General features: G+C 62.5%; 23 protein-coding genes. 17 read left to right on the top strand and 6 right to left on the bottom strand.

From position 1 onward, the window contains the following. Positions 1-6: 6 nt before the first annotated feature. From ACQY7R_RS08815 to ACQY7R_RS08765, 11 genes are all read left to right on the top strand, one after another. On the top strand, positions 7-1,425 hold the full coding sequence (locus tag ACQY7R_RS08815; RefSeq protein WP_428305237.1) for an aldehyde dehydrogenase family protein: 1,419 nt from the start codon (positions 7-9) through the stop codon (positions 1,423-1,425). A 26-nt stretch (positions 1,426-1,451) separates the two neighbouring features. Next, on the top strand, positions 1,452-2,609 hold the full coding sequence (locus ACQY7R_RS08810; protein ID WP_428305236.1) for an iron-containing alcohol dehydrogenase family protein: 1,158 nt from the start codon (positions 1,452-1,454) through the stop codon (positions 2,607-2,609). Next, a complete protein-coding gene (locus tag ACQY7R_RS08805) occupies positions 2,593-3,735 on the top strand; it encodes a PQQ-binding-like beta-propeller repeat protein (RefSeq protein WP_428305235.1) in 1,143 nt (380 codons plus the stop codon). Before ACQY7R_RS08810 ends, ACQY7R_RS08805 begins: the two co-directional genes overlap by 17 nt. Before the next feature lie 135 nt (positions 3,736-3,870). Next, positions 3,871-5,175, top strand: a complete 1,305-nt coding sequence (locus ACQY7R_RS08800; RefSeq protein ID WP_428305234.1) for a coproporphyrinogen-III oxidase family protein — start codon at positions 3,871-3,873, stop codon at positions 5,173-5,175. A 34-nt stretch (positions 5,176-5,209) separates the two neighbouring features. Continuing rightward, positions 5,210-7,105 (top strand): two-component system histidine kinase PnpS, encoded by a 1,896-nt coding sequence (pnpS, locus tag ACQY7R_RS08795; RefSeq protein ID WP_428305233.1) that lies wholly within the window; start codon positions 5,210-5,212, stop codon positions 7,103-7,105. A 116-nt stretch (positions 7,106-7,221) separates the two neighbouring features. Continuing rightward, a complete protein-coding gene (locus tag ACQY7R_RS08790; RefSeq protein ID WP_428305232.1) occupies positions 7,222-8,184 on the top strand; it encodes a PstS family phosphate ABC transporter substrate-binding protein in 963 nt (320 codons plus the stop codon). Between the two features lie 32 nt (positions 8,185-8,216). Further along, positions 8,217-9,143, top strand: coding sequence for a phosphate ABC transporter permease subunit PstC (pstC, locus tag ACQY7R_RS08785; RefSeq protein ID WP_428305231.1), 927 nt, complete (start codon positions 8,217-8,219; stop codon positions 9,141-9,143). Beyond that, a complete protein-coding gene (pstA, locus tag ACQY7R_RS08780; protein WP_428305230.1) occupies positions 9,140-10,018 on the top strand; it encodes a phosphate ABC transporter permease PstA in 879 nt (292 codons plus the stop codon). The genes pstC and pstA overlap by 4 nt, the downstream gene beginning before the upstream one ends. Positions 10,019-10,132: 114 nt before the next feature. Beyond that, positions 10,133-10,987, top strand: a complete 855-nt coding sequence (gene pstB / locus ACQY7R_RS08775) for a phosphate ABC transporter ATP-binding protein PstB (RefSeq protein ID WP_428305229.1) — start codon at positions 10,133-10,135, stop codon at positions 10,985-10,987. A 64-nt stretch (positions 10,988-11,051) separates the two neighbouring features. After that, entirely contained in the window at positions 11,052-11,720 is a 669-nt protein-coding gene (gene phoU, locus ACQY7R_RS08770) for a phosphate signaling complex protein PhoU (RefSeq protein ID WP_152099637.1), read from the top strand. After that, positions 11,701-12,522: a response regulator gene (locus tag ACQY7R_RS08765; RefSeq protein ID WP_428305228.1), complete on the top strand. Its 822-nt coding sequence runs from the start codon at positions 11,701-11,703 to the stop codon at positions 12,520-12,522. The genes phoU and ACQY7R_RS08765 overlap by 20 nt, the downstream gene beginning before the upstream one ends. 18 nt (positions 12,523-12,540) lie before the next feature. Here ACQY7R_RS08765 and ACQY7R_RS08760 read toward each other — a convergent pair whose 3' ends face one another. From ACQY7R_RS08760 to ACQY7R_RS08750, 3 genes are read right to left on the bottom strand one after another with little or no spacing between them, the layout of a single operon-like run. Further along, positions 12,541-13,548, bottom strand: coding sequence for a D-cysteine desulfhydrase family protein (locus ACQY7R_RS08760; RefSeq protein ID WP_428305227.1), 1,008 nt, complete (start codon positions 13,546-13,548; stop codon positions 12,541-12,543). Then, the gene (locus tag ACQY7R_RS08755; protein ID WP_152099635.1) at positions 13,545-14,000 is read right to left on the bottom strand and encodes a low affinity iron permease family protein; all 456 of its coding nucleotides are present in this window, start codon (positions 13,998-14,000) and stop codon (positions 13,545-13,547) included. The genes ACQY7R_RS08760 and ACQY7R_RS08755 overlap by 4 nt, the downstream gene beginning before the upstream one ends. Before the next feature lie 19 nt (positions 14,001-14,019). Continuing rightward, entirely contained in the window at positions 14,020-15,249 is a 1,230-nt protein-coding gene (locus ACQY7R_RS08750) for a cell surface protein (protein ID WP_428305226.1), read from the bottom strand. 258 nt (positions 15,250-15,507) lie between these two features. On the opposite strand from ACQY7R_RS08750, the gene ACQY7R_RS08745 reads away from it, so the two are divergent. Both ACQY7R_RS08745 and ACQY7R_RS08740 read left to right on the top strand, forming a co-directional pair. After that, complete coding sequence (locus ACQY7R_RS08745) at positions 15,508-16,539, top strand: DUF6384 family protein (protein WP_428305225.1); 1,032 nt, start codon at positions 15,508-15,510, stop codon at positions 16,537-16,539. Beyond that, positions 16,536-18,041 (top strand): hypothetical protein, encoded by a 1,506-nt coding sequence (locus tag ACQY7R_RS08740; protein WP_428305224.1) that lies wholly within the window; start codon positions 16,536-16,538, stop codon positions 18,039-18,041. The genes ACQY7R_RS08745 and ACQY7R_RS08740 overlap by 4 nt, the downstream gene beginning before the upstream one ends. Before the next feature lie 85 nt (positions 18,042-18,126). Here the strand turns inward: ACQY7R_RS08740 and ACQY7R_RS08735 are convergent, their stop codons facing one another. Both ACQY7R_RS08735 and ACQY7R_RS08730 read right to left on the bottom strand, forming a co-directional pair. Further along, positions 18,127-19,926: an AAA family ATPase gene (locus tag ACQY7R_RS08735; protein WP_428305223.1), complete on the bottom strand. Its 1,800-nt coding sequence runs from the start codon at positions 19,924-19,926 to the stop codon at positions 18,127-18,129. Positions 19,927-20,317: 391 nt separating this feature from the next. After that, a complete protein-coding gene (locus tag ACQY7R_RS08730; protein WP_428305222.1) occupies positions 20,318-20,896 on the bottom strand; it encodes a helix-turn-helix domain-containing protein in 579 nt (192 codons plus the stop codon). A 617-nt stretch (positions 20,897-21,513) separates the two neighbouring features. On the opposite strand from ACQY7R_RS08730, the gene ACQY7R_RS08725 reads away from it, so the two are divergent. From ACQY7R_RS08725 to ACQY7R_RS08715, 3 genes are all read left to right on the top strand, one after another. After that, a complete protein-coding gene (locus tag ACQY7R_RS08725) occupies positions 21,514-23,085 on the top strand; it encodes an ammonium transporter (RefSeq protein WP_428305221.1) in 1,572 nt (523 codons plus the stop codon). A gap of 133 nt (positions 23,086-23,218) precedes the next feature. Further along, positions 23,219-23,557 (top strand): P-II family nitrogen regulator, encoded by a 339-nt coding sequence (locus ACQY7R_RS08720; protein WP_152099629.1) that lies wholly within the window; start codon positions 23,219-23,221, stop codon positions 23,555-23,557. Between the two features lie 231 nt (positions 23,558-23,788). Continuing rightward, positions 23,789-24,127 (top strand): P-II family nitrogen regulator, encoded by a 339-nt coding sequence (locus ACQY7R_RS08715; RefSeq protein ID WP_428308885.1) that lies wholly within the window; start codon positions 23,789-23,791, stop codon positions 24,125-24,127. Between the two features lie 81 nt (positions 24,128-24,208). Here the strand turns inward: ACQY7R_RS08715 and ACQY7R_RS08710 are convergent, their stop codons facing one another. Further along, positions 24,209-24,844, bottom strand: a complete 636-nt coding sequence (locus tag ACQY7R_RS08710) for a response regulator (RefSeq protein WP_428305220.1) — start codon at positions 24,842-24,844, stop codon at positions 24,209-24,211. A 593-nt stretch (positions 24,845-25,437) separates the two neighbouring features. On the opposite strand from ACQY7R_RS08710, the gene ACQY7R_RS08705 reads away from it, so the two are divergent. Continuing rightward, entirely contained in the window at positions 25,438-26,262 is an 825-nt protein-coding gene (locus ACQY7R_RS08705; RefSeq protein ID WP_428305219.1) for a sugar phosphate isomerase/epimerase family protein, read from the top strand. The last annotated feature ends 9 nt before the right edge of the window (positions 26,263-26,271 follow it).

Below are 26,271 nucleotides of genomic sequence, written 5' to 3'. Positions count from 1 at the left end.
ACTGCGATGATCACATTACCTGCCATTCGTTGGGGCGAGCCTTACGAATCGCTAGAAGTTGATGAAATCAAGCACTTTCTCACCGGCGAGCCGGTGGCGCGCGTGAACACCGTTGGCTCCGGCATCGTGGCTCGCGATGCAAAGAAGTCGCGGCGGGCGCGGCAGGCGCTGCAGTCGATGACGCCAGCCCAACTTATCGACGCCTACAAGCGGGCGGGCGAATTGTTCGAGTCGGGAACGCTCGCCGTCGGCGACTCGCAGCAATCGGCGACCGATTTCGCGGAGCAAACCTCCGCCACCACCGGCATGCCGGTGGCGATGTGCAAGGCGAACGTGGTGAAGAATGCGTTCGTCCTGAAGAACATCGACAAGATTCTCGACTGCCTTACCCGCGGGCTTGATCTGAACATCCTCGCCCGCGGCTACGGCGACGAAGGCCGCGGCGTCACCGTGAGCTATCAGGCGCAGACCGACGTCCTCGGCGCCGTGCTCCCGTCCAACTCGCCCGGCGTTCACACGCTGTGGCTGCCGGTCGTCGCGATGCAGATTGGCCTCGCGCTGAAGCCTGGTTCTCAAGAACCATGGACGCCCTACCGCGTGGCGGCCGCAATGCGAGAAGCCGGCATTCCCGTTGAGGCGATTTCAATTTACCCCGGCGCTGGCGGCGACATTGGCGGTTCGATTCTTTCGAACTATCGCCGCGCGATGATCTTCGGCGGGCCGCAGACGATTCAGCAATACGCCGGTAATGAGCGCGTCCAAGTTCACGGCCCTGGCTACAGCAAGATCTTACTCGGCGACGATGAGGCCGATAACTGGCGCGAGTATCTCGACTTGATGGTCGAAAGCGTCTACCGCAACGGCGGCCGCAGCTGCATCAACGCCTCAAGCATCTACACGCCCCGGCACGGCAAAGAGATCGCCGCCGCGCTGGCGGAACGACTCGGGCCCATCGAAGCGCTGCCGCCCGACGATCCGAAAGCCGGCCTCGCGGCGTTCACCACCCCCGGCGCCGCCGCGGCGATCTGGGGCGCTATCGAACGTGACTTGGCCGACTCCCGCACCACGCACGCCACCGCGGACTACGGCCCGCGACTCGTCGAGCAGGAAACGTGCGCTTACCTGCGGCCGACCGTTTGGCACTGCCAATCGACGGAGTGTCCCGGCGCCAACAAGGAATATATGTTTCCCGCGGTTGGCGTCGTCGATTGTCCGCAAGAGCGGATGCTCGCCGAGATCGGCCCGACGCTCGTTTGCACGGCGATCACGAAGAACGAACAATTCCGCAGCGATCTGATGGCTGCCACGCACATCGACCGCTTGAACCTCGGCCCGATTCCCACCCCGCAAGTCGACTGGCTACAGCCTCACGAGGGAAACCTCGTGGAGTTCTTGTACCGCAACCGTGCGTTGCAAGTTCGCTAGTCCGCTCCCACCCGTGTGGTTAGTTCATGACGCCGTTTGATTTCCGCCTGCCGACGCGGATCGTCTTTGGCGCCGGTCGCATCGACGAACTGGGCGAGTTGACCAAATCGCTCGAAGCGTCGCGCGTGCTGGTCGTCAGCGATCCCGGCGTCGTCAGCGCCGGCCATACCCAGCGCGGCGTCGACGCGCTCCATGCGGCCGGCTTGCAGACGTGCGTCTTCGAAGGGTTCGCCGAGAACCCAAATACCAACCACGTAGCCGACGGCGTTGCGATCGCCCAGCAGTTCAAGCCCGACTGCATCATCGGCCTCGGCGGCGGCAGCAGCATGGACTGCGCCAAGGGGATTAACTTCATCTATTCGTGCGGCGGGCGGATCCAGGACTACTGGGGCGTCGGCAAAGCGACGGGCCCGCTACTGCCGATGATCGCCGTGCCGACCACGGCGGGAACCGGCAGCGAGACGCAGTCGTTCGCCCTCATTTCCGACGCCGAGACGCACGTGAAGATGGCGTGCGGCGACAAGCAGGCTGCGTTTCGCATCGCGCTGCTCGATCCGGCGCTCACGACGACGCAGCCGTCGCGCGTGACGGCGCTCACCGGATTCGACGCACTCGCCCACGCGGTCGAAACGGCCGTCACGAAGGTTCGCACGCCGTTATCGCAGGCGTTTAGCCGTGAAGCTTGGCGGCACTTGGCACCGAACTTTCTGCGCACAATCTCGGAACCCGACAACCTCGAAGCTCGCGGCGAGATGCAACTCGGCGCTTGTTTGGCGGGGCTTGCGATCGAGAACTCGATGCTCGGCGCCGCGCACGCGCTCGCCAATCCGCTCACGGCCGAGTACGGCGTCACGCACGGCGACGCGGTCGCGCTGATGCTACCGCACGTGGTGCGGCATAACGGCGCCGACCCCGAAGTCGAGCCGCAGTATCACGATCTCGTGCTGGCCACGGCGTTCGATCGCAATACTCCCGACCAACGCGCCGGGGCCGACGGCCTTGCGCAGTTCCTCGCCGACGCTGCGGCGAAGGCGGGCCTCGCGACGCGACTGCAGGACCAAGGCGTCGACTTCGCCCGGCTGCCCGAACTTGCCGCCGATGCGACGAAGCAGTGGACTGGTACGTTCAATCCTGTCGCGATGTCGACCGACGATTTTAGGCGGTTGTATGAGCAAGCGTATTGAACATTGCCGCCCGCCGCGCCTGCGTCGTTCAGCGATCGCGGTAATTGCGGTGCTGCTCGCGTTGGCTGTCGAGCAGGTGCATGCCGACTGGCCGCTCGTTCGCGGCGATGCCAATGCTACCGGCGTAGCCTCTGCCGCGCTCCCCTCCCCTTTCGACGTTGCCTGGACTTACAACGCTGAGGATTCAGGATTCGAAGCGACCGCGTCGATTGTCGACGGCGTCGTTTATGTCGGCGACGTCGATGGAACGTTCCACGCGGTGAAGCTGAGCGACGGCTCCAGCGTCTGGAAAAAGAAGTTTGAGGACACTGGCTTCGTCGCCGGCTCCGCGGTAGTCGACGGCAAAATCTACTGCGTTGACTACAACGGCATTGTCCGCTGTTTGAAGATCGAAGACGGCTCGCAAGTCTGGGAATTCAACAGCGATACCTCGCTCTACGCGGCGCCCAATGTCCACGAGGGCCTAGTGCTGATTGCCGGCGACTCCGGCGAACTGATCGCAGTCGATGCGGCGAGCGGCGCAGTCCGCTGGCGGTTCACCATCGACCAGCCGCTGCGCTGTTGGCCGACGGTCGTGGCCGAGCGGGTGCTCGTGGCTGGCTGCGATGGCAAGCTCCACCTCGTCGACGTCAACACCGGCGAAGGAGTGGAGAACATCGACATTGGCGGCCCAGCGGATGGTATGCCGGCGGTGGTCGGCGATCGCGTCTTCTTCTGCACCGCGGGCGGCGTCTTTCATGGGATGACGATCAAGCCGCTCGAAAGCTTGTGGACCTACGGTCACAAAGGGCAAGGCGAAGAGATCCACGCGGCCGCCGCAACCGACAAATCGATCGTGCTCGGCACGCACGACAAGCGGATGGTCGCGCTCGATCCCGCCACCGGGAAGCCGCAGTGGGACGTGCCGCTGAAGAGCCGTGCTGAGAGCTCGCCGATCATCGCGGGCGAACTCGTGTTCTTCGGGACCGTTCGCGGTCGCCTGCAGGCGGTCGAACTGTCGAGCGGCAAGGAAGTTTGGAACGCCGAAGTCGGCGGCCGCTTCACGGCCTCGCCCGCTGTGAGCGACGGAAAAGTCGTCATCGGCAACGATGACGGCACGCTCTACTGTATTGGAGCGACTAAATGAGCGTGTCAGTAGTTCGTGGTCAGTAGTCAGTGGCTGTTGTCGCTGGTTCGGTTTCCCACTTTCTTAGCAACTGACGACGGACCACTGACAACGGACGCTCCCTCGCCTCCGCTCAAACCCTGCTACAATATTCCCATGACCGCTGAAGCCACCAAAACCGAAGTCGGCAGCTACTTCATCAGCAACTACCCCCCCTTCTCGCAATGGTCGACCGACCAAGTGGGCGAGGTGCGGGCTGCGCTTGAGGCCCCGTCGGCCGATGTGCCGCTGGGACTTTACTTGCACATTCCATTTTGCCGGAAGCGGTGCAAGTTCTGTTACTTCAAGGTCTTCACCGACAAGCACGCCGATCAAATCGAGCGTTACGTCTCGGCGCTATCGCGCGAGATTGAACTCGTCAGCAAAGTCCCCGCGATGGGCGACCGGCCGTTCCGCTTCGTCTACTTCGGCGGCGGCACGCCTTCGTTTCTCAGCGAGAAGCAACTTCGCCGGCTCGTCGATCGCCTGCAAGCGAACATCCGTTGGGATAAAGCGGAAGAAGTCACCTTCGAGTGCGAGCCCGGCACGCTCAGCGAACCAAAGGTACACGCCTTGCGTGAACTTGGCGTGACACGGCTCAGCCTCGGCGTCGAACACTTCGACGACGCGATTCTCCGCGAGAATGGTCGCGCTCACGAGTCGCATGAGATTTATCGCGCGTGGCCTTGGATTAAGGCTGCCGGTTTCCCGAACGTCAACATCGATCTCATCTCCGGCATGGTCGGCGACAGTGACGACAAGTGGCGCGAGACGGTGAGCAAGGCGCTCGAACTGGAGCCCGACAGCGTCACGATCTATCAGATGGAGTTGCCGTTCAACACGGTTTATTCGAAAGACATCCTCGGCAATCAGATCGAGACGCCGGTCGCCGATTGGCCGACGAAGCGCGGCTGGGTCGACTACGCGTTCGACCAGTTCATGGCGGCGGGCTACTCGGTCTCTAGCGCCTACACGCTGGTGAAGCATCCCGAGCGGGTGAACTTCAGCTACCGCGACAACCTGTGGCGCGGCAGCGATCTGTTGGCGACCGGCATCGCCAGCTTTGGCCATATCTCGGGCGTTCACTACCAGAACTTGGCCGAGTGGGAGCAGTACTGCGGTTCGCTCGAGGAAGGGAAGTTGCCGCTCAATCGCGCCCTGCGTATCTCGCCGCGGCAGGCGCTCATTCGCGAACTGATTCTGCAGTTGAAGAAGGGTTACCTCGACGGGGCGTACTTCCAGAAGAAATACGGCGTCGACATTTTCGACGAATGGCGCGACGCCTGGAACGAGTACGTCGGTGACGGCTACGCAGTGCTCAGCGAGAACCGCGTCGATTTGACCCGCGCGGGGCTGCTGCGGGTCGACGGCTTGCTGCCCGCCTTCTTCGAACCCCAATTCCGCGACGTGCGCTACACCTAAAGCCGGCATTGCTTATTCGGGGCGATGATTCACAATGTCACGAATCTGCGGCGACGGGCCGCGGAATGTTCGTCACATTGAACCCGCCCGGCGCGCATCTCGCTTGGAACCGATCAGCCCTCAACGCGAAGTTCAGCCGCCGTTCCCGCGCTCGGGGCTGTTTTGGAAGCTGCTGCTCGCCTTCGCCCTGCTGAGCGTCACGGCCATCTTGCTGCTGACGTGGCTCTTCTCGAACGCGTACGAAGCACTCCTCGAACGCGAGCAATCGGAGCGGATTGAGTCGTCCGCCACCGCCGCGGCTGAGCTTCTGGCGCCGCGCTGGCCGACTGCTCCCGACGCGCCCATTCAAGCGGAATTGCGCCGCCTCGGCGCGGCGACCGGCGTGCGGCTGACGCTCGTGGCGCCCGACGGCGTCGTGCTGGCTGACTCGGAACTCAAAGACGTTCCCGCGGTCGAGGCGTTGGAAAACCACGCCGATCGGACCGAGATCGTCGCGGCGCTCAAGAATGGCGATGGGGTCGCGCGGCGGACGAGTCCCACGATTGGCTCCCGCTATCGGTACTACGCCAAACGGGTCGACCGCGACGGCGAGCCAATCGGCGTCGTCCGTGCTGCGATTCCGACGGCGCCGATGTTGGCCGAGGTCGACGGCCTGAACCGCTGGGTCTGGACGATTGGCGGGCTGCTCGCCGTTGCCGCCGCGGTCGTTGCCTACTGGGTAGCCGCGCGGCTGACCGACCCGCTGCGTTCGCTGGCGCAGACGGCCGAGGCCCTGGCGGCTGGCCGTTACGAACAGCGGATGCCGATGCCCGCTGGCAAACACGACGAACTCACGAAGCTCGCGGCGTCGCTGAACGAAGTCGGCCGCCGTCTCGCGCAACGCGAAGTGCAGCTCCGCAGCACAAGCCAAACGCAGACGACGGTATTGGAAGCGATGACCGAGAGCGTCATCGCCGTCGACCGTTCCGAGAAGGTGCTGTTCGCGAATGCCTCGGCCGCTCGCGCCCTTGGTTTCGATGCGTCCCGCGTCGAAGGGCATCCGCTGCTCGAGGCGGTGCGCAGCCACGAGTTGCGGGCGGTGGTTCAGCAAGCGCTCCGTAGCCGCCGGCCGAGCAGCGGCGAGATCACATGGCGCGGCAAATCGCAGCGAATTTTCGACGTGCTTGCCACCCCCCTGCCCGGCGACCCGCTGCCGGGCGTCGTCGTGGTGCTTCGTGACGTCAGCGAAGTAAAGCGGCTAGAGCAGATGCGGCAGCAATTTATTGCCAACGTGTCGCACGAGCTGAAGACGCCGCTCAGCTCGATCAAGGCGTATACCGAAACGCTCCTCGGCGGGGCGCTGAAAGACCCGATCCACGGGCAGCGATTCTTGGAACGGATCGACGAGCAGGCGAGTCGGCTGCACCAACTCATCATGGATATGCTCAGTCTGGCTCGGATCGAGTCGAGCCAGGCGCCCCTCGAATTGACGAACGTGCCGCTGGCGCGCGTCGTCCAGCGGACCGTCGTCGATCACGAACGCCAGGCCGCCTCGAAAGAGGTGATCCTGGAGAACCGGTTCACCGATTCCGCGGTGATGGTGCGGGCCGACGAGGAGGCCCTGCGGCAGATCCTCAATAACCTGATCGACAATGCGGTGAAATACACGCCTGCCGGCGGCCGCGTAACGGTGAGCGGACGAGTCGACGGCGCGGTGGTCCTCTGCGAGGTGACCGACACCGGCCCGGGTATTCCCGCCGAGCACCACAGTCGGCTCTTCGAACGGTTCTACCGGGTCGATAAAGCCCGTTCGCGAGAGCTTGGGGGGACTGGGTTGGGTTTGGCGATCGTCAAACACCTGACCCAAGCGATGGGGGGTAGCATCGAGGTGTCGAGCGAAGTCGGCCGTGGCAGTACCTTTACGGTGAGGCTCCCGGCGGCCAACGGCTAACCGCACCCTCCAACGAGGTGATGTTAGCGCGATCTTCACATTTCCTTCATTTTCGACGGCTAGACTGCTCAGACCTGCGATTGGCGACTCGCCGATCGAGTCCTGGCGGCGATAGCATGAATCAAACGGTTCGAAACTCCCTCAGTTCAGTGGCCAAGCGGATGCCGCTGATCCCCTTCGCGTTGGCCCTGCTGGCCTCCTGCGGTTGCGGCCGCACGAACGTCGTCAGCATCGACGGCTCGAGCACCGTTTTCCTTCTCTCGGCGGCGATTGCCGAAGAGTTCAACGAGGTGAATCCCGACGTGAAGGTCGTGGTCAGCCAAGCTGGCACCGGCGGCGGGTTCAAGAAGTTCGCCGCGGGTGAAATCCACATCTGCGACGCCTCGCGGCCGATCACCGAAGCCGAGGCTGCAGCTTGCAAGAAGAACGGCATCGACTTCATCAAGCTCGAAGTTGCCTTCGACGGCCTCGCTGTGGTGGTGAACCCGGCCAACGATTGGTGCGACTCGATCACCACCGAGCAGTTGAAGACGATCTGGCGGGCCGAAGCGGCGACGTCGGTGATGAAGTGGAGCGACGTGAATCCTGATTGGCCCGACGTGGAGTTAGAACTCTACGGCCCCGGCACCGATTCGGGCACCTACGACTACTTCACGGAAGTGATTAACGGCGAGGCGAAAAGCTCGCGGCAAGATTACTCCCCCAGCGAGAGCGACAATGCCCTCGTGCAGGGCGTGGCTGGCGACAAAGGCTCGCTCGGCTACTTTGGCCTCGGCTACTATGCGGCCAACACCGACAAGCTCAAGTTGCTGCCGGTCGATTCTGGTAATGGGCCCGTGACGCCAACCGCCGAGACGGTTCGCAACGGCTCGTACAAACCGCTGGCTCGCCCCCTCTACGTTTACGTTCGCAAAGACGCGCTGGAGAATCCCGGCGTCGTGAAGTACCTGCGCTACTACCTCGCCGAGACGAACAAAGTTTCGCCGCAGGTCGGCTACGTGCCGGTGACGGACGAGATCATGAAGCAGAACGTCGAGACGCTCGACGCAGCGGTCCCCCAAGCCGTCGCAGCGAAGTAACGCATCCACCGCGAGTTCCCATCGACTAGCACATGGCCGTCGTCGTCACTCACGCCGCTGATCTGACTGCTCCGAAGGGGCAGCGCCGTTGGATGGAGCTCGTCATGCACACGGCCCTGTGGCTGTGCGCGGCGGCTTCCGTCTTCACGACTGTCGGAATCGTGCTGATTCTGCTCGTCGAATCGCTGCAGTTCTTCGGCAACGTTTCGATCGTCGAGTTCCTCACCGGGACGACATGGACGCCCCATTCGAATCCGCCGCAATTTGGCATTCTGCCCCTCTTCTGCGGCACTGTGCTCGTCGCAGGCGGGTCGGCGATCATTGCGATTCCGCTCGGCCTCGGCGCGGCCATCTATCTGAGCGAGTACGCCTCGCCGCGGATGCGTGACATCCTGAAACCGATCCTCGAAATCCTCGCCGGCATTCCGTCGGTTGTGTTCGGTTACCTCGCCATCGTCTTTGTCTCGCCGATCGTGCGCACGATCTTCCCGAGCGCCGACATCTTCAACGCACTCAACGCGAGCATCGTCGTCGCGATCATGATTCTGCCGATGATCGTCTCGCTGAGTGAAGATACGCTGCGGTCGGTACCGCGGTCGCTCCGCGAAGGAGCTTACGCGCTGGGCGCCACTAAGCTTGATGTGACGATCGGGGTCATTCTCCCCGCTGCTTTATCGGGCATCATGGCGTCGTTCATCCTGGCGATCGCCCGCGCCGTCGGCGAAACGATGGCCGTCGCCCTCGCCGCCGGCAAACGGCCGCAAATGACGCTCAATCCGCTCGACAGCATCCAAACGATGACCGCCTATATCGTCGAAACGAGCAAAGGCGACAATCCGCAAGGAACGCTTGGCTACCAAACGATTTTCGCCGTCGGCCTCACGTTGTTCCTGCTGACGTTGGCCCTCAACGTTCTCGCACAATGGATTCTCAAGCGGATGCGGGAGCAGTACGAATGAGCAATCTTCCTCGCAATGGCCGCCCTTACGCCAAGCTCGCTTCGCAGCTGTTTGCGTACGCCTGTGCCGCGTGTGCGTTTTCGAGCGTCGCGATTCTCGGGCTGCTGATGTGGCAGATGCTGAGCTTCGCTTGGGGCTGGCTCGACTGGCAGTTTCTTACCAACTTCGACTCGCAGTTGTCGCCTCACAAAGCAGGCGTCAAAGCCGCGCTAGTCGGCAGCCTCTATCTGATCGGATTGACCACGCTCTTCGCCGTTCCGATCGGAGTGGGGGCCGCGGTTTACCTTGAGGAGTACGCTCAGCGGAGTCGATGGCGAGGCATAGTGCAGACCAATATCGCCAACCTCGCGGGCGTTCCGTCGATCGTGTACGGCATCCTCGGTTTGGGCCTGTTCGTTCGCGGCATGCAAATGGGCGCCGGCGTCCTGGCCGGGGCGCTCACCCTCACGCTAGTAGTGCTGCCAATTGTGATTCTCGCTTCCCAAGAGGCGCTGCGGGCCGTGCCGAACACGATTCGCCAAGCGTCGTATGCATTGGGGGCGACGCGGTGGCAAACCGTTTGGCATCAGCTGCTACCGGCGGCCTTACCGGGCATCATGACCGGCGTCATCCTGGCGCTGTCGCGGGCCCTGGGCGAAGCGGCGCCGCTGGTTGCCATTGGCGCCGCCGGGTTCGTGATGTTTACGCCGCAGGGGCTGAACGACAGTTTCACCGCCTTGCCGCTGCAGATTTATAATTGGACGGAGAACGCCAACGACGATTTCCGGATTCACGTCGCCGCGGCGGGGATCATTGTGCTGTTGGCGCTGCTCATTTGCCTGAATGCCACCGCGGTCTATCTGCGGTATCGCTTCAGCAAGCGGATTCATTGGTAACGTTGAACATAGAAGTTTGAAATTGAAAGCTCGTCGGCCGTCGGATTCGGCCGCACGAAACACATCGTCGACGGCGTGAGGACGCGCCCGCCGATGCCCTCAGGCGAGATAGCGATGATGACGGAAGCCAGCCCTCCCGCCCGCAACACGCGTCCTGTGACGCCGCGCCTCAACACGGTGGCAGACATGCGCCCGGCCGACGATTTTCTGGAGCGACCGCAGAAGGTGGTCGCTACCAACGTCAACTTCTATTACGGCAGCCATCAGGCGCTCCACGACATTTCGCTGCGGATGCCGCAGAACTGCGTGACGGCCCTCATCGGCCCGTCGGGCTGCGGCAAGAGCACGTTCCTGCGGTGCCTCAACCGCATGAACGACATGATCGAAGGGACCCGCGTCGAGGGGACCATCCTGCTGGAAGACATCGACATCTACCGCCCGCGCACCGACGTCGTCGAGTTGCGGAAGCGGGTCGGCATGGTGTTTCAGAAGTCCAACCCGTTCCCCAAGTCGATCTACGAGAACGTCGCTTACGGCCCGCGCGTGGCGGGGGTCAAGCAGCGCAGCATCCTGGACGGGATTGTCGAGCAGTCGTTGCGCCGCTCGGCACTGTGGGAAGAAGTTTCCGATCGCCTCGACCAGTCGGCGCTCCGCCTTTCAGGCGGCCAGCAGCAGCGTCTTTGCATCGCCCGGGCGCTGGCGACCGACCCCGACGTGCTGCTGATGGACGAGCCTGCGTCGGCTCTCGATCCGAAGAGCACTGCTCGCATCGAAGACTTGATCTTCGAGTTGAAGGACACCTACACGATCGTCATCGTGACCCACAACATGCAGCAGGCGGCTCGCGTCTCCGACCAAACGGCGTTCTTCTACGAAGGACGATTGGTTGAGGCAGGCGCCACGACCGACCTCTTCACGAAGCCGCGACAGAAGCAGACGGAAGAATATATCACTGGTCGGTTTGGTTGATCGTTGAAATGTCCGCATCGTTGTTCATAATCTAGTTTGGCGGCGTGTTTTCGGGATTGTTCGTATGTCGATGCATCTGCAGCGTGATCTTGAATCTCTTGAGCAGAATCTGCTCAATCAATCGTCGGTCGTCGAGCAGATGGTGTTCCGCGCGTGCCAGTCGCTGCGTGAACTGCGCGTCGATATCGTGCAAGAGGTGCTCGCCAGCGAAGAGACGGTCAACTACCGCGAAGTCGAAATCGAAGAAGAGTGCCTGAAGATTCTGGCGCTCCATCAGCCCGTGGCCGTCGACCTGCGGCGCGTGGCAACGGTGCTGAAGATCAACGGCGACCTCGAGCGGATCGCCGACCTGGCGGTGAACATCGGCGAGCGGACCCACAGCCTGTCGCTGTACCCCGATTTCCAGATGCCGGCCAATCTCGACAAAATGGCCGAGTCGGCGATCTCGATGGTCCGCGACGCGCTCGATTCGTTCGTGCGGCTAGACGTTGAGCTCGCTCGCGACGTCTGCAATCGCGACGACGTCGTCGACGAACTCAACCGCCAAGTCATCTCCGACGTGCAAGCGCTCATCGAGTCGAATCCCAGCGACATCGAACCGGCGTTTCACTTTTATTCTGCCTCGCGACACGTTGAGCGGATCGCTGATCACGCGACGAACATCGCCGAGGACGTGATTTACCTCGTGGACGGGGACATCGCCCGACACCGCCATGACGGCATTCCCTACTGAAACGGTTCGCCCGCGCCACTGGTCGCCTAGCAACGAACGTTCGTTGCCGACCGACTTCACGGCGCTTGCGCGGCCGGCAGGTTACAGCTCTCGCAGCATGGCCAAAGCTCGCATTTTGATCGTCGAGGACGACGCCTCGTTGGCGGAAGTTCTGGAGTACAATCTCAGCCAGGAAGGGTACGACGTGCAGGTCGCCCGCGACGGACAGCAAGGGCTGCGCGAGATTCGACTTCGCTGCCCCGACCTGGTCGTGCTCGACCTGATGCTCCCGATGATCGAGGGGCTCGAGGTCTGCCGGCTGCTTCGCGCCGATCCCGCCACCGCGGGTCTTCTGGTTCTGATGCTCACCGCACGCTCGGAAGAGTCGGACGAGTTGATCGGCTTCTCGGTTGGCGCCGACGATTACGTCAGCAAGCCGTTTAGCGTGAAGGTGCTGCTGCAGCGGATCAACGCCCTGCTCCGCCGCAAGGAGCAAGGGACCGGCGACCGCGACGTCATCGTGAGCCAAGGGATCATGATCGATCGCCGCCGCCATCGGGCGACCGCGGGCGATCGGCCGCTGGATCTCACGCCGAGCGAGTTCGGGTTGCTCACCGCGCTCGTGCGGCAACCGGGGCGGGCGTTTAGCCGTGCGGAACTGATCGACGTGGCACTCGGCGACGACGCCATCGTGTTGGAGCGGACGATCGACGTTCATATTCGCGCGCTCCGGAAGAAGATGGGACGCTACGCCGATCTCGTGCAGACGGTCCGCGGCATTGGCTATCGCTTGCGCGATCCGGCCGACGTCATTTCGATGTAGCAGTTCTTGATCGGATATTCAGCCCGTCAGCGCTTCGGCGTAAGCGTGCAGCGCCGTCTCGTCGCCCGTGTGCCAGAAGAGCCACGTTTCGTTTGCTGCGAACGCCCCGCGGCGAATTTGATCGAGCATCGCCCCCAGCGCCCGTGCCGTGTAGACGGGGCCGACGAGTAGGCCTTCCGTGCGGGCGACGAGCTTGATCGTCTCGCGCTCCAACTCGCCAACAACGCCGTAGCCGTCGCCGAGATAGCCGTAGTCGGTGTCGAAGTCGCTCACGGCGAGCCGTTCTTCGACGCCCAATAGTTCTGCGGCGCCGTTCGCCACGCGGCAGACTTCCGAGAGGAATTTCTCGTCGGATGATTCGTCAGGCGTTTGGTCGATGCTGATTGCCGTGACGCGCCCCGCAAAACCGGCGAGCCTAGCGCCCAGCACGAGCCCCGCCTGGGTGCCGCCGGAACTCGTGGCGAAGAAGATGCGATCGACGCGCCTCCCCTGCTCTGCGAGCTGCGCGACGAATTCGAACATCGCAGCGACGTAGCCGAGAGCGCCGACGGAGTTCGACCCGCCCACCGGAATGACGTACGGGCGACGGCCATCCGCCTCCATCGCGGCGGCGAGTTCGCTCATGCGGGAGTTGCGGTGCGGCCGCGGGGCCCAGTGGACTGTGGCGCCGAGCAGCTGATCGAGCAGCAGGTTGCCAATCGGCGGCTGCGGCGAACCGCCGAGCACGAGGTAGCAATCGAGCCCAGCGATCGCCGCTGCGGCCGCCGTCTGGCGGCAGTGATTCGATTGCGGCCCGCCAGCGGTAATGACGCAGTCGGCATTTTTCTTCAATGCGTCGGCAATCAGGAACTCGAGCTTCCGCGTTTTGTTACCGCCGGTGGCGAGGCCGGTGAGATCGTCCCGCTTCACCAGCAACTGCGGCCCGCCGAGCGCTTGCGAGAGCTTGGCGAGCTCATCGATCGGCGTCGGCAACTTCGCCAACGCTACGCGCGGCAGCGTCTGGAACGCACGCGGGAGTTGAGTCATTTCAAACGTCCTTCCTCGTCGCAGTCGGTTTGCCGCGACTTCATTTGACGAATCTCGCCGTCAGACTTCCCGGCGGCCAGATCCTTCCGCGCTTCCGCAGCGAGGTCTTCGTAGTCGTTCCGCAGCCGTTCGAGGTCGTGGTCTTCCAGTTCTTCCAGATCGAGTAGCGCGTTGTGGGCGCCCTCCATCGCGCGAATGAGTTCGTCGAGCTTGATTTGGATCGCCGCGGTGTCGCGGTTCTGCGTGTTCTGAATTAGGAAGATCATCAGGAACGTGATGATCGTCGTGCCGGTGTTGATCACCAGTTGCCAGGTTTCGTTGTAACCGAAGATCGGCCCGGTGACGGCCCAGACGACAATCGTCAGCGCCGCGAGAATGAACGTCGTCGGCCGACCGGTAGTGCGGGCGGCCCACTTGGCGAGCTCAGTGAATAGCTTGTTCCACGTCTTCATGCGTCGCTGATCTGACTTATCACTTCGTTCCGGCGTCGCCGCGCGCGAACTTGCCGAGCGTTTCCTGATAGACCTTCTTGCCATTCTCGACGACCCGGCGAATCTCGCGAGCGTTGGCTTCGCTTTCTTGCCGCAGTTCGGCGATCATGCGAAGCGATTCGACCTGGTAGTCGCTGATCGCCGTCACCAACTTTTCCAGCGACGCCGGGCTGATCGTCGAGCCGTAGCCCGCCTTGAGCGCCGCCTTCTCCAACTCGCGACCGAGATCGGCGACGTCTTCGAGGCTTTTGTTGACGCCCGTCTTCATCGCCTCGGTCGCTTGGGTTGCTTCATGCAGCCCTTGCTGCGACGTGTAGACCGTGCCAAGGATCGTGAAGACGTGCTCGTTCGTGGTGAAGAACGTTACGGCACGGCGATAAACCTGGTCCTTCACATCGTGCGTCTGCTTGAGCTTCGTGACGAGCGTTTCGCCAACGTCGTAGCCGATCGACAAGTTCTCAGCGATGTCTTTCAGCAACTGGTAGGTGCGATCTTCCGTCTGGAAGTTGTTGCGGGCTTCGTCGCGCGTTAGTTCTAGCCGCGACTGTTGGCTTTCATCGCCTCCCTTGTACTCATCGACCGCTTTTTGCGCCTCGGCGAGGGCCGCCTTGGCCTTTTCCAGACTCGGCACTTGCTTCTCAAGCAGCTCGCGGGAGAGGATCTCAGCTTCCTTCAGCGCGAAGCGGAAGTCGATGTAGCCATCCATGATGGCGTCTTCCCGCTCGAGCTGATCTTTGGTGTCTTTGCAGACGTCCTTGTAAACGTCGACGATCTTCTCGAAGCGGGCGCTGGGCGAGCCTCGCTGGATTCGCATCCAAAGATTCGCCATCTTCTCGGAGAAGCCAATCTTGCCGTCGTCGAGTTGGGCGATCAGCGTCTTCGAATCTTCGCGGATCGAGTCGAACATCTGGCTGATTTCGAGGTAGCGATTGCCGACGTTGATGTTCTCGACGTTGTCGCGCACCAGTTGATTGAAGGTGCTCATGTATTTGATCGTGTTGGCGATCGCGAGCGCCCGGGCTTCGTCGACGTGGCGGACTTCTTCGAGTAGACGAATGAGCTCCGCCGGCACCTCCTCGCCGCTCTTCAGGCCGAACTTTTCCAGTACGTCGACGGCCTTGTCGAGATAAGTCTGCGTTTGCTTCCCCGAGGCGGAACCGCCGGCAGACTTCTTGGGAGCGGGCTGCTCTTGAGTGGCTTGACGGCCCATCGGATTCCCTCGCGCGTTAGGAGTGGAGAAGCAATCGCAGGGCGACGACGGCGATTCGACGCGGCCCGCGGCGTTTGGTAAATTGACCAGCCAGCTTAGCACGATTGGCACACTTTCGACAGCGACGGAGAGTTCAGGCGTTGGGGTTGGGGGTTCAGAGAAAACGCAGATCTGAGTCCCAGCCATCTCCGATTTAACGCACCCTCTTTCAATCCCATACTGAACCCTGCATTCCGACCTCTGAACCCTTCTTCTGCCATGGCCAACTCGCAAGCAACGCAAACCGCCGAGGCGCCGTCGCAGTCGACGATCGACTCTGACGGGTTGCCGGCGGGCGAGCGGTTGAGCCTCGCGGAGATGACGCGGATCATGGACGTCGCCGCGACGCTCCGCAAGGAACGGACGCTCGTCGAGCAGCAGCTCAACATCGACGAGATCAAGGCGGCGCTCCGCGACCGCTTGCTCGAAGCGGCGAAGCTCAACGGCGATCCCGTGACGCCGGCCGAGATCGATGCGGCCGTCGAGCAGTATTACGAACGGCTGCACGAGTTCCGCGATCCGCCGGCCAGCTTCTCGAAGTTTTTGGCTCACTGTTGGGTCCTCCGCAAGTATCTCACGGCGGCGGTCGTGGCGCTCGCTGGCGCCGCGGCGCTCGTGTGGGGGCTAGTGTTCACGGGCGTTTTGCCAGGCGAGGCGCGGACACGGTACGTCACCGAACAGCAACAGTCGGACCTAGACGCGCAGCTTAGCGAATCGCAGCGGCTAGCCTCGGCGATCAACAAGCTCAGCACCGACCCCGCGGCTACGGCCGAGGCGGAGCGGCTCTCTACGATGGCGGTCGCCGCCCACGAACAAGGCGACGGCAAGAAGATCGCCGCCGCGACGAAGGAGTTGCAGGAGCTGCAAGCTTTGCTTGAACTGGAGTATGGGCTGTTCATCGTCAACGCTCCCGGCGAGCAATCGGCGACCGAACGGCTGTGGACCGACGACGAGGGGACGCGGACTTCTGGGTATTTCGTCTTCGTCGATGCGCTCGACGAGCAGAACCAGCCGGTGAGCGTGCCGATTCGCAACCGCGAGACTGATCGAGTTGAAATGGTCAGTCGGTGGGGAGAGCAAGTGCCGAAGAAGGTGTTCGACCGGTTGTATCGCGACAAGCAGAAAGACGGCGTGCTCGACGAGCGCGAATTTGGTCGCAAGCAGCGCGGGACTCGCGAGGTCGAGGTCCAGCTGCGCGGTGCGGACGACGAGCCGATCGAACGACGGGGGCAGATCACCTCATGGAAATGAACGTTCGATCGGGACGTACCGTTGGCCGATCGCTGGAGCGGGCGGTTGAGCAAATTCGCCAGCGGCTGAGCACCCACGCCGACGGCGTGCGGGAGCTCGATGCCGAGATGAGCGAGCTGCTCTCGCAGCGGAGCGAGACGCTGCTGGCGCTGGCGCGGCATTACCTGCCCGACCTGAAGCTGGAAACGATTCAAGGTTCGTTCGTCGAGGTTCGCGACGAACTGCTCGGACTGCTCGCGGAGAAGCAACGCCGGCAGCAGGATCTGCACGACCAAGCGGCCGGCGCGCAGCGTCAAGTTGAGCATGAAGACGCGGAGCTTGATCGCGTTACCGACGAACTCAACGTCAAGGTAGCGGAACGCGAACGTTTGGAGGAGTTGCTCGCCGAGCGGCTCCGCGGGACTGAAGAGTTCACGACGCTCTCGCAGCGGGCGCTTGAGACCGAGCAAGAACTCAACCGCAACGAACGCCGCGTCGCCGACGTTCAGGCCGAGGCGAAAACGAAGCTTCCTTCGTACGAGGGAAGCCGGCTATTCAAGTATCTCTACGACGCCGGCTACGGCACCGGGAAGTACCAGTCGCAGGGGCTCACGCGGCGCGTCGACGGTTGGATCGCGAAGTTGATCGACTTCCAATCGGCGCGGCGCGGGTACGACTTCCTGCGGACGACGCCCGAGTTGATGAAGCAGGAGGTGACGCGGCGGCGCGACAGCTTCAACGAACTGATGCAGCAGGTCGAAGCGATCGAAGATCGCGTCAGCGATGAAATCGGGCTGACCGAGGTGATGCGCAACGGCCAACAGCTGGGAGCGGACCGCGATCACTTGGTGACCGTGGTGGCGGCGACGCAGAATTTGCTGACGGAACTGCAGCAACAACTCGCGCAGCTCGAGGGGCGGCAGAACGAGTTTTACGAGCGGGCGATCAGCCGCATGAAGGCGTTTTTGGAACGTCTGCCAGAGGCTCGCTTGGAACGGCACTCGCAAAGCACGCCCGAGCGCGAAGACGATTCGATGGTGGCGGAAGTCGCGCAAATCGGCGATCGACTCGAAGCGGCCGAAGGACGCGGCGCGGAACTCGGCAAAGCGCGAGCCGCCTGGGACCAGCGGCTCAACGGCTTGCAGGAGGTGCTGCAACGCTTCCGTCAGGCGGAGTTCGATTCGCAGCGGTCGACGTTTCCGCTGCTGCTCGACGCGGACGATCTCGTCGAGCAGTACGTCGCCGGTCGCGTCGACGCGCAGCAGGTATGGGCGACGCTGCAGAGCAATCAGCGATTCGCACCGACGTGGCAGGAGCAGCGCGGCCCGCAGATGCCCAACTTCCCCGCGGGCGATATTTCGATGGTGTTGCTCAAGGTATTGACCGAGGTGGCGGGCGCTGCGATGGAGCAGAGCGCCGGTCGCGGCGTTGAACGACGCGGGCCCGTGCGGCAGGAATCGCGGCAAGCGACGGGGCGGCCGCCGTTTCCGAATCGCGGGTTCACCAACGGGCGTGGGTTTTGAAGCGAACCACGAAGGCTCTAAGAAGCGAAGACTCCACGAAGGATGCTGGGGCAGCGGCGAACTTTTACCGCTGAGTTGAACCACTCTACGATTTTTCAGTAACGGCTTCATCGTTCGACTGGTCGCTTGCGCTGGCATAGACGATCTCGCCCCACGCCGCGTCGAATTCTTGTTTGCACTTTGGGCAGCGGACTTTCTGGCCGAGGAACTTCTGCGGAACGTCTTTACCGTGCTCGCACGCAGGGCATTCGATGTGGAACCGCAGTTTTTCATCGGCGAGCGGCGCGAGGGCTTCGGGCGGGCAATCTTCGAATTCCACGTCGGCCGCGTCGAGCGTCGAGAGTTGTTCGACGGTCAGCTCGGCAATTTCTGCAATGCGATTCGCCTGTCGGCGGATCGCCAGTTCAAACAAGTTGCGGGCCGTGCGGCCGTTGCCGAAGTGGCGATCGCGATGCTCGTGGAGCCATGTGAGCCCGACGATTGCCTTGGCTCGCGTCGCCGCGCACAGTTTGTACTGGCTCTTGTCGCACATCATGCCGAAGATGCTCGAAAGCTCGAGCGGCGTGTAGTCGACGAACTCCAGCTGCCGGCTGAATCGCGACGAGAGGCCGGGATTCGACTGCAGCAGCCGCTCCATCTCGTCGGGATAGCCGGCGAGGATCACGACAAGTCGGTCGCGGTTGTCTTCCATTCGCTTCAGCAGCGTCTGCACCGCTTCGTGGCCGTAGGGATCTTCGCTGTCGACGGCGATGAGCGTGTAGGCTTCGTCGATGAACAGCACGCCGTCTAGGGCTTCGTCGATTTTCTTGTGGCTCTTCGGGCCGGTTTGGCCGGCGTATTCGGCGACCATGCCGCTGCGATCGGTCTCGATGAGGTGCCCCTTCTTGAGGATGCCCATCGCGCCGAAAATATTGCCGACGATGCGCGCGACGGTCGTCTTGCCGGTGCCGGGGTTGCCGTTAAAGACCATGTGGAGCGTGAGCTCGGTGGTCGGCAAGCCGGCTTCAGTCCGCTTCGCCTGCACTTTGAGAAAGTTGGCGAGCGTGCGGACTTCCTCTTTGATCTGGGCGAGGCCAATCAGTTTGTCAAGCTCCGCCATGGCGGTGGCGAGTCGCTCGGCGGGAGTTTTCTCCGGCTGAGCTTCGGCGGCAGCTACTTTCGCGGCGGGGAGTTTTTCTTTGCCGGTGGAGGGCGCAGCGCTCCGCTCGCGCGACCCCGCTGACGGGGCATCGGGGAGTTTGGGGATGTCTGGCGATGGCGCTGGCGCTTTGAGCGGGGGGAGTTGGCTGCGCGTGTCGAAGACCTTCTCGATCGCCTGCGGGCCGGCGTGATCGGCGGCGGCATGTTCGCTCGGTTCGTCGATGGGAATTGGGCGGAGGTGGCGGCTCAGTTCCTCTTGAATCGACTTAATCTGGGCCGCTTCGACTTCTTGGATTGGACCGTCGGCGCGGGCCACCAGATTGGCGAGGCGGACGACAAACGCTTCCAACTCGCCGACGCGATTGCGGAGCGCTGCGATCTGGTCGAACGGGCGGACCAGCGCGTACCACTTTAGCTCCATCGCCTTGTCCGACATTTCGACGAGCGCGTCGCGCAAGTCGTCGCCCGACAGCCACTGATCCCACAGGTGGAAGACTAAGACTTCCGCGAGGAATTCTTCCTGCGTGCTCCAGCGGCGATCGCATTGGCAGACGCTGACGAACACTTTCACTAGCAGGGCGCGATGGAGGTCGTCCATCAGCTGCACGAATTGCTCGGCCGAGCCTTCGAGTTGCTGCGGATTTTCACGGACCGCCAGTTCACCGCTGGAAACGTATAGATCGCGACACTTGCCGAGTAACTGGCGAAACTGCGACGGCAGGTCGGGGAATTCGAAGGTCGACATGCGGCGATTATAGAGTGGTTGGTTGTCCGTTGTCAGTTGTCTGTTGTTGAACCGCCAAGGACGCCAAGAGCGCCAAGGAAATGCGTCAGCCCGTATTCCTTGGCGTCCTTAGCGGTTGAGTTTTGCATTTGGCAGTTCTTGCTGAAAGGCGGGGTACGATGCGTCGTTTAACGGGTTTTTTGAGTTTTGAATTTTGCGTGGTTACGGGGGGGCCCCATTAATTCGGTGCAAAAGTCGGAGAGCGGAATTTGGCGAACATGCTTCTGTTCGACAAATCTAGGCGTTTATCGCTGTTTGTGTTTCGCGCGAACGGCGACTTTTGCGTTTTTGGTGTGCGTGGAATGTTTCAAAATGCCCGCCGCCGCCGGCGGCGGTTTTTTGGGGGTGACGATTAGGCGGCGCCGCGGCGGAGGATGCGGCGGGACTCTTCGGAACGGTCGTCGATTTCTTTGAGCACGGCGTCGATCTCGCGCTCGCCGGCCGTCTTGCGCGCGGGCAAGACGGCGTCGAGGCGATGAGCGGCGTCGGTGTCGAGCGCTCGTGCGGCGAGGTTGCCGGCCATGGCGAGTCGTCGGACGACGCGCTGCCGAACTTCCACATCGTCAATCTCGTCGACCGCGGCGGTGATGACGTCGTCGAGCACCGTTTGTATTTCGTCGGAGTTAAACGCTCGCAGGCTCGGGCGGGCGAAGCGGCGGGGATTAGCCCGTTCCAGGAACCATGCGGCCGCTCGCCAGTGCGTCGCCGAGGCGGCGCGCATCGCGCGGAGGGCGTCGATTTGTGAGCGAATTTCCGCACTGCGGACATCCTGGCGGAAGTCGGCGTTTCGCTGCATTTCGCGGCGGAGCGTGCTTACTGAGCAGCCGACGTAGCGGGCGGCGTCTTGTAATCCGAGGCCGACGCTGATGAGCGCGACGACTTCGCGGCGTTTGGTTTCGTCGAGTGAACGCGGGCGGCCGGTCGTTGACATTGGAGTTTTCCCCATTTGGACGAGATTCGGGTATGCGACGCCACCGCGCGGATTGCTGGAAACGCGGGTTGTAGATGGCGCTACCCTAGCGAAACGGGTGGCCCAGTTTCGACAACGAAATGACGAGATTTTTGATTGGGCAATTTGGGGTTTGAGGGCCGCTCCCTGGAATTGCGCACGCGACGCTGTGGTTTTGAGCAGAAGCTGCGCACGGCGTGCCTAGGGATGGGGCAACCTCTGCGGTTCAGTCGGTCCAGCGGGCTGAAATGGCGGCGTTTTAATCCTTGCTAGGTAATGACTTGCGCGATGGATTACGCTGTCGCTCGTAGCGCTGGCACGCCCGTTGCTATCACGGGGGTGTCGAAATAGATCGGCAGCGAATGCCGGATAGAGACCTCGAAAAAGCGTCCAGGCGGACTCTCGAAGGGGACCTTGCGTTACTTGGGGAGCGGCGCGCTCGCGTCGTCGGAAAACTCTCCAGAATCGCCTCGTTCTACATTGCGCGGTCTCGCCGCGTCGGATGGCCCATTGGCTTTCCGTCGAGGGTTCGGCTCGTTTACATCCCAGCGACGTCGCTGGCGTGAGCATCCTTTCCTCTGTTCTGTGGGAGTGTCGCAATGGGTTGTCTGAACCACTGGTCTCAGATGCGAGGACCGTGGTGGGGAGCACTGTCCCTGCTGCTATTGGTCTCGCTAGTCGCTACGGCGCCGCAAACGACTTGGGCTCAAGAGGCTGAGGTCGTTGAGGAAGAAGCGGCCGTCGTTGAAGAAGCGGCCGAGCCTGCAGAACCGGCGGCGACGGCTGCCCAAGATCCGGCGGCCACCGAAGGCGCCGAAGAGGAAGCTGCCGCGGAAGAAGAAGCTGCCGAAGAGCCGCTGACCCTCGAAGGCGTCGCCGGCAAGGTTGACGCCGCCGCTCTTCCCGGCCACATCGCGTGGATGCTGACGAGCTGCGTGCTCGTGCTGTTCATGACGGCCCCGGGCCTCGCGATGTTCTACGGCGGTCTGGTTCGCAAGAAGAACGTCCTCGGCGTCATGATGCAATGCATCTTCTTGATGGGCCTGATGACGGTCCTGTGGGCGCTCTATGGCTACAGCCTCGCCTTCGGCGGAGCTGAGAAGTACATCGGCAACGGCGAATTCTTGCTCATGAAGAACGTCGAGCGCGTGTGGGATGAATCGGCGGGCGCCCCGTCGACGCCGATGTTCTCGGCCACGATGCCGACGCTCGTTCACATGTTGTTCCAGGGGATGTTCTTCATCATCACCCCGGCCCTGATCTGCGGCGCCTTCGCCGAGCGGATGAAGTTCAGCTCGATGGTGGTGTTCTCGATTCTGTGGGGGACGTTGATCTACTGCCCCTTGTGCCACTGGGTGTGGGACGGCGGTATCTTGGCCTACAACTCGCCTCATGCGATTGCCGGCGGCGCCCTCGACTTTGCCGGCGGCACCGTGGTGCACATCAGCTCGGGCGTTTCGGCCTTGATCTGCGCCTTGGTCCTCGGCAAGCGTAAGGGCTTCGGTCACGACGATATGCGTCCGCACAACCTCACCTACACGGTGCTCGGCGCCGCGATGCTGTGGTGCGGTTGGTTCGGCTTCAACGCCGGCAGCGAATTGGCGAGCGATGAGTTGGCCGCCAGTGCGTTTGCGACGACTCACTTCTCGGCGGCCGCGGGCCTGCTGGCGTGGGTGTTGTTCGATTGGTTGACTCACGGCAAGCCGACGGTGCTTGGCGCCGCCTCGGGCGCCGTCGCCGGCTTGGTCTGCATCACGCCGGCCGCCGGGTTCGTCAACGTCATGCCTGCGATCCTCATGGGCCTGGCCGGCGGCTTTGTCTGTGCCTTCGCGTGTGCCAAGTTGAAGCCGATGATGGGCTACGACGACTCGCTTGATGCGTTCGGCGTGCACGGCGTCGGCGGCACCTTGGGCGCCATCCTGACGGGCGTCTTCGCCACCCGCGCTGCGTGGGACATCGGCGCCGGCGAGAAGCTCGGCATGCTCGAAGGGGGCAGCGTGTTGAAGGGCCAGGTCGTGGCCGTCGTCATCACGTGGATCTTCAGCATCGTCGGCACCTTCATCATCCTGAAGGTGATCGACGTGGTGATGGGCCTCCGCGTCAGCGAGCAAGGCGAAGTGATCGGCCTCGATCAGAGCCAGCACGGCGAAGAAGGTTACATCTTCACCTAAGAGTTATGAGTTGCGAGGAGCGAGTTTCGAGTTGGGGAAAAGTCAACAAGATTCTTCCCCGCTCGTTACTCGCAACTCGAAGCTCGCAACTTTTCCACCAATCCACATGTTCTCTCGTTAGGGACATTTCACTATGAAGAAAATTGAAGCCATCGTGCGTCACCATAAGGTCGACGAGGTGAAAGAAGCCTTGATCGCCATTGGTTTCCAAGGGATGACGATTACTGAAGTCCGCGGCTTCGGCCGGCAACGCGGTCACACGGAAACGTACCGGGGGACGGAGTACACCGTCGACTTTGTGCCGAAGGTGAAAATCGAAATCGTCGTCGGCGACGAACTGCTCGACAAGGCGATTTCGGCGATCGTCACCGCCGCCAAGACCGGCCAGGTCGGCGACGGCAAGATCTTCGTCAGCAACTTGGCGGAAGTCGTCCGCGTCCGCACCGGCGAAACCGGCGCGGCGGCGATCTAGCCGCTGACGACGCCGTCGACCTGAGCGACAGCTACTATTGAGGGGCCCGTTCGTGATTCCAAACTACGGACGCGGCCCCTCTTTTTTGTCCGTAGGGCCGATTTTTGCGGCGAATCATCCAGAAAAGCCATTCCAGCAGCCTCGACGGAACCGGCGGGATATAATTGATGCGGCGGCCTGCTCGGTTCGCTCGCTCTCCCCGCGATCGGCAACATTGGATTGGCTCACGTGATGAAGAAAATTGAAGCGATTGTGCGTCTCCACAAGCTGGATGACGTGAAGCAGGCCCTGCTCAACCTCGGCTTGCAGGGAATGACCGTTACGGAAGTACGGGGCTTCGGCCGGCAACGGGGGCATACCGAAACGTATCGCGGCACGGAGTATCGCGTCGATTTCGTGCCGAAGGTGAAGATCGAACTCGCCGTGGCGTCGGAATTGAGTCCGAAGGCGGTGACGGCGATCGTTTCAGCAGCGAAAACCGGCCAAGTCGGCGACGGCAAGATTTTCGTCACGGATTTGGCGGAGGTGATTCGCGTGCGGACTGGCGAGACGGGCTCGGCGGCGCTATAGCCCGGGGGTGGCGTCACGCGGGGCTACGCCCGGCCGGAATGGAGAGCGACCCCCGGGCGGAGCCCGGGGGTAGGGGACGCGTTACGCGATCCCTTTGCGGACTGCCCAGACGGCCGCTTGGGTACGATCGGCGACGCCAAGCTTGCGCAAGATGTGCTGCACGTGCTCCTTCACCGTCTCGTAGCTGATGTCGAGCGCCTGGGCGATTTCTTTGTTGCTCAAACCAAGCGCGAGTTGCCGGAGGACTTCGCTCTCGCGGCGAGTTAGCGGGGCGTCGAAGTCGATCGTCGCCCGCGGCGTGGAGAGCGCCCCGGCGACGCGGCGCAATCCCTCGCGCGACCAAAGCATGTCGCCGGCAGCAGCACGATGGATCGCCGCAATGATTTCGTCGCGGCTAGCGCTCTTCACCAAATAGCCTGCAGCGCCGAGCGCCACGGCGCGGGCGATGTACGTTGGGTTGTCGTACGAGCTAAACATCACGATCGACGAGCCCGGCAACTCCGCTCGCAACTGGCTGAGGACGCCGAGGCCGTCGACTCCCGGCATGCGAACGTCGAGCAGCACCACGTCAGGCCGGAAGCGGCGGGCGAGGCGAATTGCTTCATCGCCATCGGGGGCGTCGCCGATGATTTCGATCTCGCGCACATCGTGGAGGAGGCTGCGGAGCCCAGCCCGGATCACATCGTGGTCATCGGCGATGAGGAGACGTACAGTCATCGGACGAGCTACCTTCCTCTCCTGGAAGTGCGCCTGGAAAGCGCGTGAGTCGACGCCGATCGGAGTGATGAGCAAATGCCGTACGCATACGGCCAATCTTTTGTGCAGCGAGCGCTGCGGGCGGCTGCATCTCTCGCCGCTCGCCGCCCGATTCCTAAACCATATCAGGTTCGACGACCCTCGCAACAGAATTCGAGGAAATTGGGGGCTTTGGGCGATTGCGGCGCTGGTCGCTGAACGGGCGCGCTGATCGATTTGCTAGCGGCGGTCTGAGTTTTTTTGCGCGGTCGCGCGCGTCCGCATAGTAGCGGCGACGGCCCGCAAAAAATCAGCGCCAACACATTGAGAATCTTACCGCTGGCGACTCGCCGCGATTGATTGCGGCTTGTCTCAAATCAAGCGTCTGCGCGTGGCTGCATTGCAGGTTGCCGAGCTTCGCTGCGCTGCTGATTTACTGAACTTGTCAACTGCTTTACATCGACGCGATGATGACGCATACTCGGCACGGCATCGAGATGGTGAGCGCGACGCACAACGCCGCGCGAACGGATTCAACCTTTTCCCGTGCAGAGCCCTTCGCGAGATCGCGCGTTATGCCCACGCTGTCGATGAATGAAGTCACGACGTTCCGTTGGACGCTGGAGGAGGATGTACGTCGCTATGTCGCCGCCGGGTACGAAGGGATTGGCGTCTGGCGACAGAAGCTGGCTGACTTCGGCGAAGAGGCGGGCGTCGACTTGATTGCCGAGTCGGGCCTGCGCGTGACGAACCTGCTGTGGGCCGGCGGGTTCACCGGCAGTTGCGGCCGGACGCCGGATGAAAGCATTCAAGATGCGGTTCATGCGATTCGTCTTGCCGGCGCGCTCGGCGCTGGGTGTCTCGTGATTTACCCCGGCGGGCGGAACTTCCATATCTACCGGCAAGCAGAACGGCTGTTGCGAAGCGCGCTCGATCAATTGCTCGACTACGCCGCCGACGTGGAAGTGGCGCTCGCGATTGAACCGATGCACGCCGCGTGCGCCGCCGACTGGACCTTTCTAACCGACATCGAATCGACCGTCGCGCTGGTGGAGAGCTATCGCTCGCCGTTCTTGAAGCTGGCGTTCGATACGTATCACTTCGGCCACGATCAGGCCGTGCTGGCAAACTTGCCGGAGCTTGTGCCGCACATTGGCGTCGTGCATTTGGGCGATCGGATCGAGTCGCATTCGATCGACCAGTATCGCCAACCGCTCGGCGAGGGGCGGTTGCACATTGCCGAGATCGTGCGCGGACTGGTCGACGCCGGTTATACGGGCGACTTCGACGTGGAACTCTCCGGCCGCGATGTTCCCGAGAGCGAGTACGACGACCTGCTGCGCGACTCGCTCAACTTCTTCGAACGCGTGCTGGCGCCTGTCGGCGGCGAGCGGAGTTAGAAGTCGCCG

The sequence above is a fragment of the Lacipirellula sp. genome (genome assembly GCF_965279485.1).
In the GTDB taxonomy this organism is placed as follows: Bacteria; Planctomycetota; Planctomycetia; order Pirellulales; family Lacipirellulaceae; genus Lacipirellula.
The sequence above is the reverse complement of the archived record's forward strand: the minus strand, read 5'-3'. Positions and strand labels throughout refer to the sequence as shown.

Excerpts from the sequence above, each read along its gene's own strand:
- ACQY7R_RS08815 (WP_428305237.1), top strand. The coding sequence starts at position 7 with ATGATCACATTACCTGCCATTCGTTGGGGCGAGCCTTACGAATCGCTA.
- ACQY7R_RS08810 (WP_428305236.1), top strand. The coding sequence starts at position 1,452 with ATGACGCCGTTTGATTTCCGCCTGCCGACGCGGATCGTCTTTGGCGCC.
- ACQY7R_RS08805 (WP_428305235.1), top strand. The coding sequence starts at position 2,593 with ATGAGCAAGCGTATTGAACATTGCCGCCCGCCGCGCCTGCGTCGTTCA.
- ACQY7R_RS08800 (WP_428305234.1), top strand. The coding sequence starts at position 3,871 with ATGACCGCTGAAGCCACCAAAACCGAAGTCGGCAGCTACTTCATCAGC.
- pnpS (WP_428305233.1), top strand. The coding sequence starts at position 5,210 with ATGTCACGAATCTGCGGCGACGGGCCGCGGAATGTTCGTCACATTGAA.
- ACQY7R_RS08790 (WP_428305232.1), top strand. The coding sequence starts at position 7,222 with ATGAATCAAACGGTTCGAAACTCCCTCAGTTCAGTGGCCAAGCGGATG.
- pstC (WP_428305231.1), top strand. The coding sequence starts at position 8,217 with ATGGCCGTCGTCGTCACTCACGCCGCTGATCTGACTGCTCCGAAGGGG.
- pstA (WP_428305230.1), top strand. The coding sequence starts at position 9,140 with ATGAGCAATCTTCCTCGCAATGGCCGCCCTTACGCCAAGCTCGCTTCG.
- pstB (WP_428305229.1), top strand. The coding sequence starts at position 10,133 with ATGATGACGGAAGCCAGCCCTCCCGCCCGCAACACGCGTCCTGTGACG.
- phoU (WP_152099637.1), top strand. The coding sequence starts at position 11,052 with ATGTCGATGCATCTGCAGCGTGATCTTGAATCTCTTGAGCAGAATCTG.
- ACQY7R_RS08765 (WP_428305228.1), top strand. The coding sequence starts at position 11,701 with ATGACGGCATTCCCTACTGAAACGGTTCGCCCGCGCCACTGGTCGCCT.
- ACQY7R_RS08760 (WP_428305227.1), bottom strand. The coding sequence starts at position 13,548 with ATGACTCAACTCCCGCGTGCGTTCCAGACGCTGCCGCGCGTAGCGTTG.
- ACQY7R_RS08755 (WP_152099635.1), bottom strand. The coding sequence starts at position 14,000 with ATGAAGACGTGGAACAAGCTATTCACTGAGCTCGCCAAGTGGGCCGCC.
- ACQY7R_RS08750 (WP_428305226.1), bottom strand. The coding sequence starts at position 15,249 with ATGGGCCGTCAAGCCACTCAAGAGCAGCCCGCTCCCAAGAAGTCTGCC.
- ACQY7R_RS08745 (WP_428305225.1), top strand. The coding sequence starts at position 15,508 with ATGGCCAACTCGCAAGCAACGCAAACCGCCGAGGCGCCGTCGCAGTCG.
- ACQY7R_RS08740 (WP_428305224.1), top strand. The coding sequence starts at position 16,536 with ATGAACGTTCGATCGGGACGTACCGTTGGCCGATCGCTGGAGCGGGCG.
- ACQY7R_RS08735 (WP_428305223.1), bottom strand. The coding sequence starts at position 19,926 with ATGTCGACCTTCGAATTCCCCGACCTGCCGTCGCAGTTTCGCCAGTTA.
- ACQY7R_RS08730 (WP_428305222.1), bottom strand. The coding sequence starts at position 20,896 with ATGTCAACGACCGGCCGCCCGCGTTCACTCGACGAAACCAAACGCCGC.
- ACQY7R_RS08725 (WP_428305221.1), top strand. The coding sequence starts at position 21,514 with ATGGGTTGTCTGAACCACTGGTCTCAGATGCGAGGACCGTGGTGGGGA.
- ACQY7R_RS08720 (WP_152099629.1), top strand. The coding sequence starts at position 23,219 with ATGAAGAAAATTGAAGCCATCGTGCGTCACCATAAGGTCGACGAGGTG.
- ACQY7R_RS08715 (WP_428308885.1), top strand. The coding sequence starts at position 23,789 with ATGAAGAAAATTGAAGCGATTGTGCGTCTCCACAAGCTGGATGACGTG.
- ACQY7R_RS08710 (WP_428305220.1), bottom strand. The coding sequence starts at position 24,844 with ATGACTGTACGTCTCCTCATCGCCGATGACCACGATGTGATCCGGGCT.
- ACQY7R_RS08705 (WP_428305219.1), top strand. The coding sequence starts at position 25,438 with ATGCCCACGCTGTCGATGAATGAAGTCACGACGTTCCGTTGGACGCTG.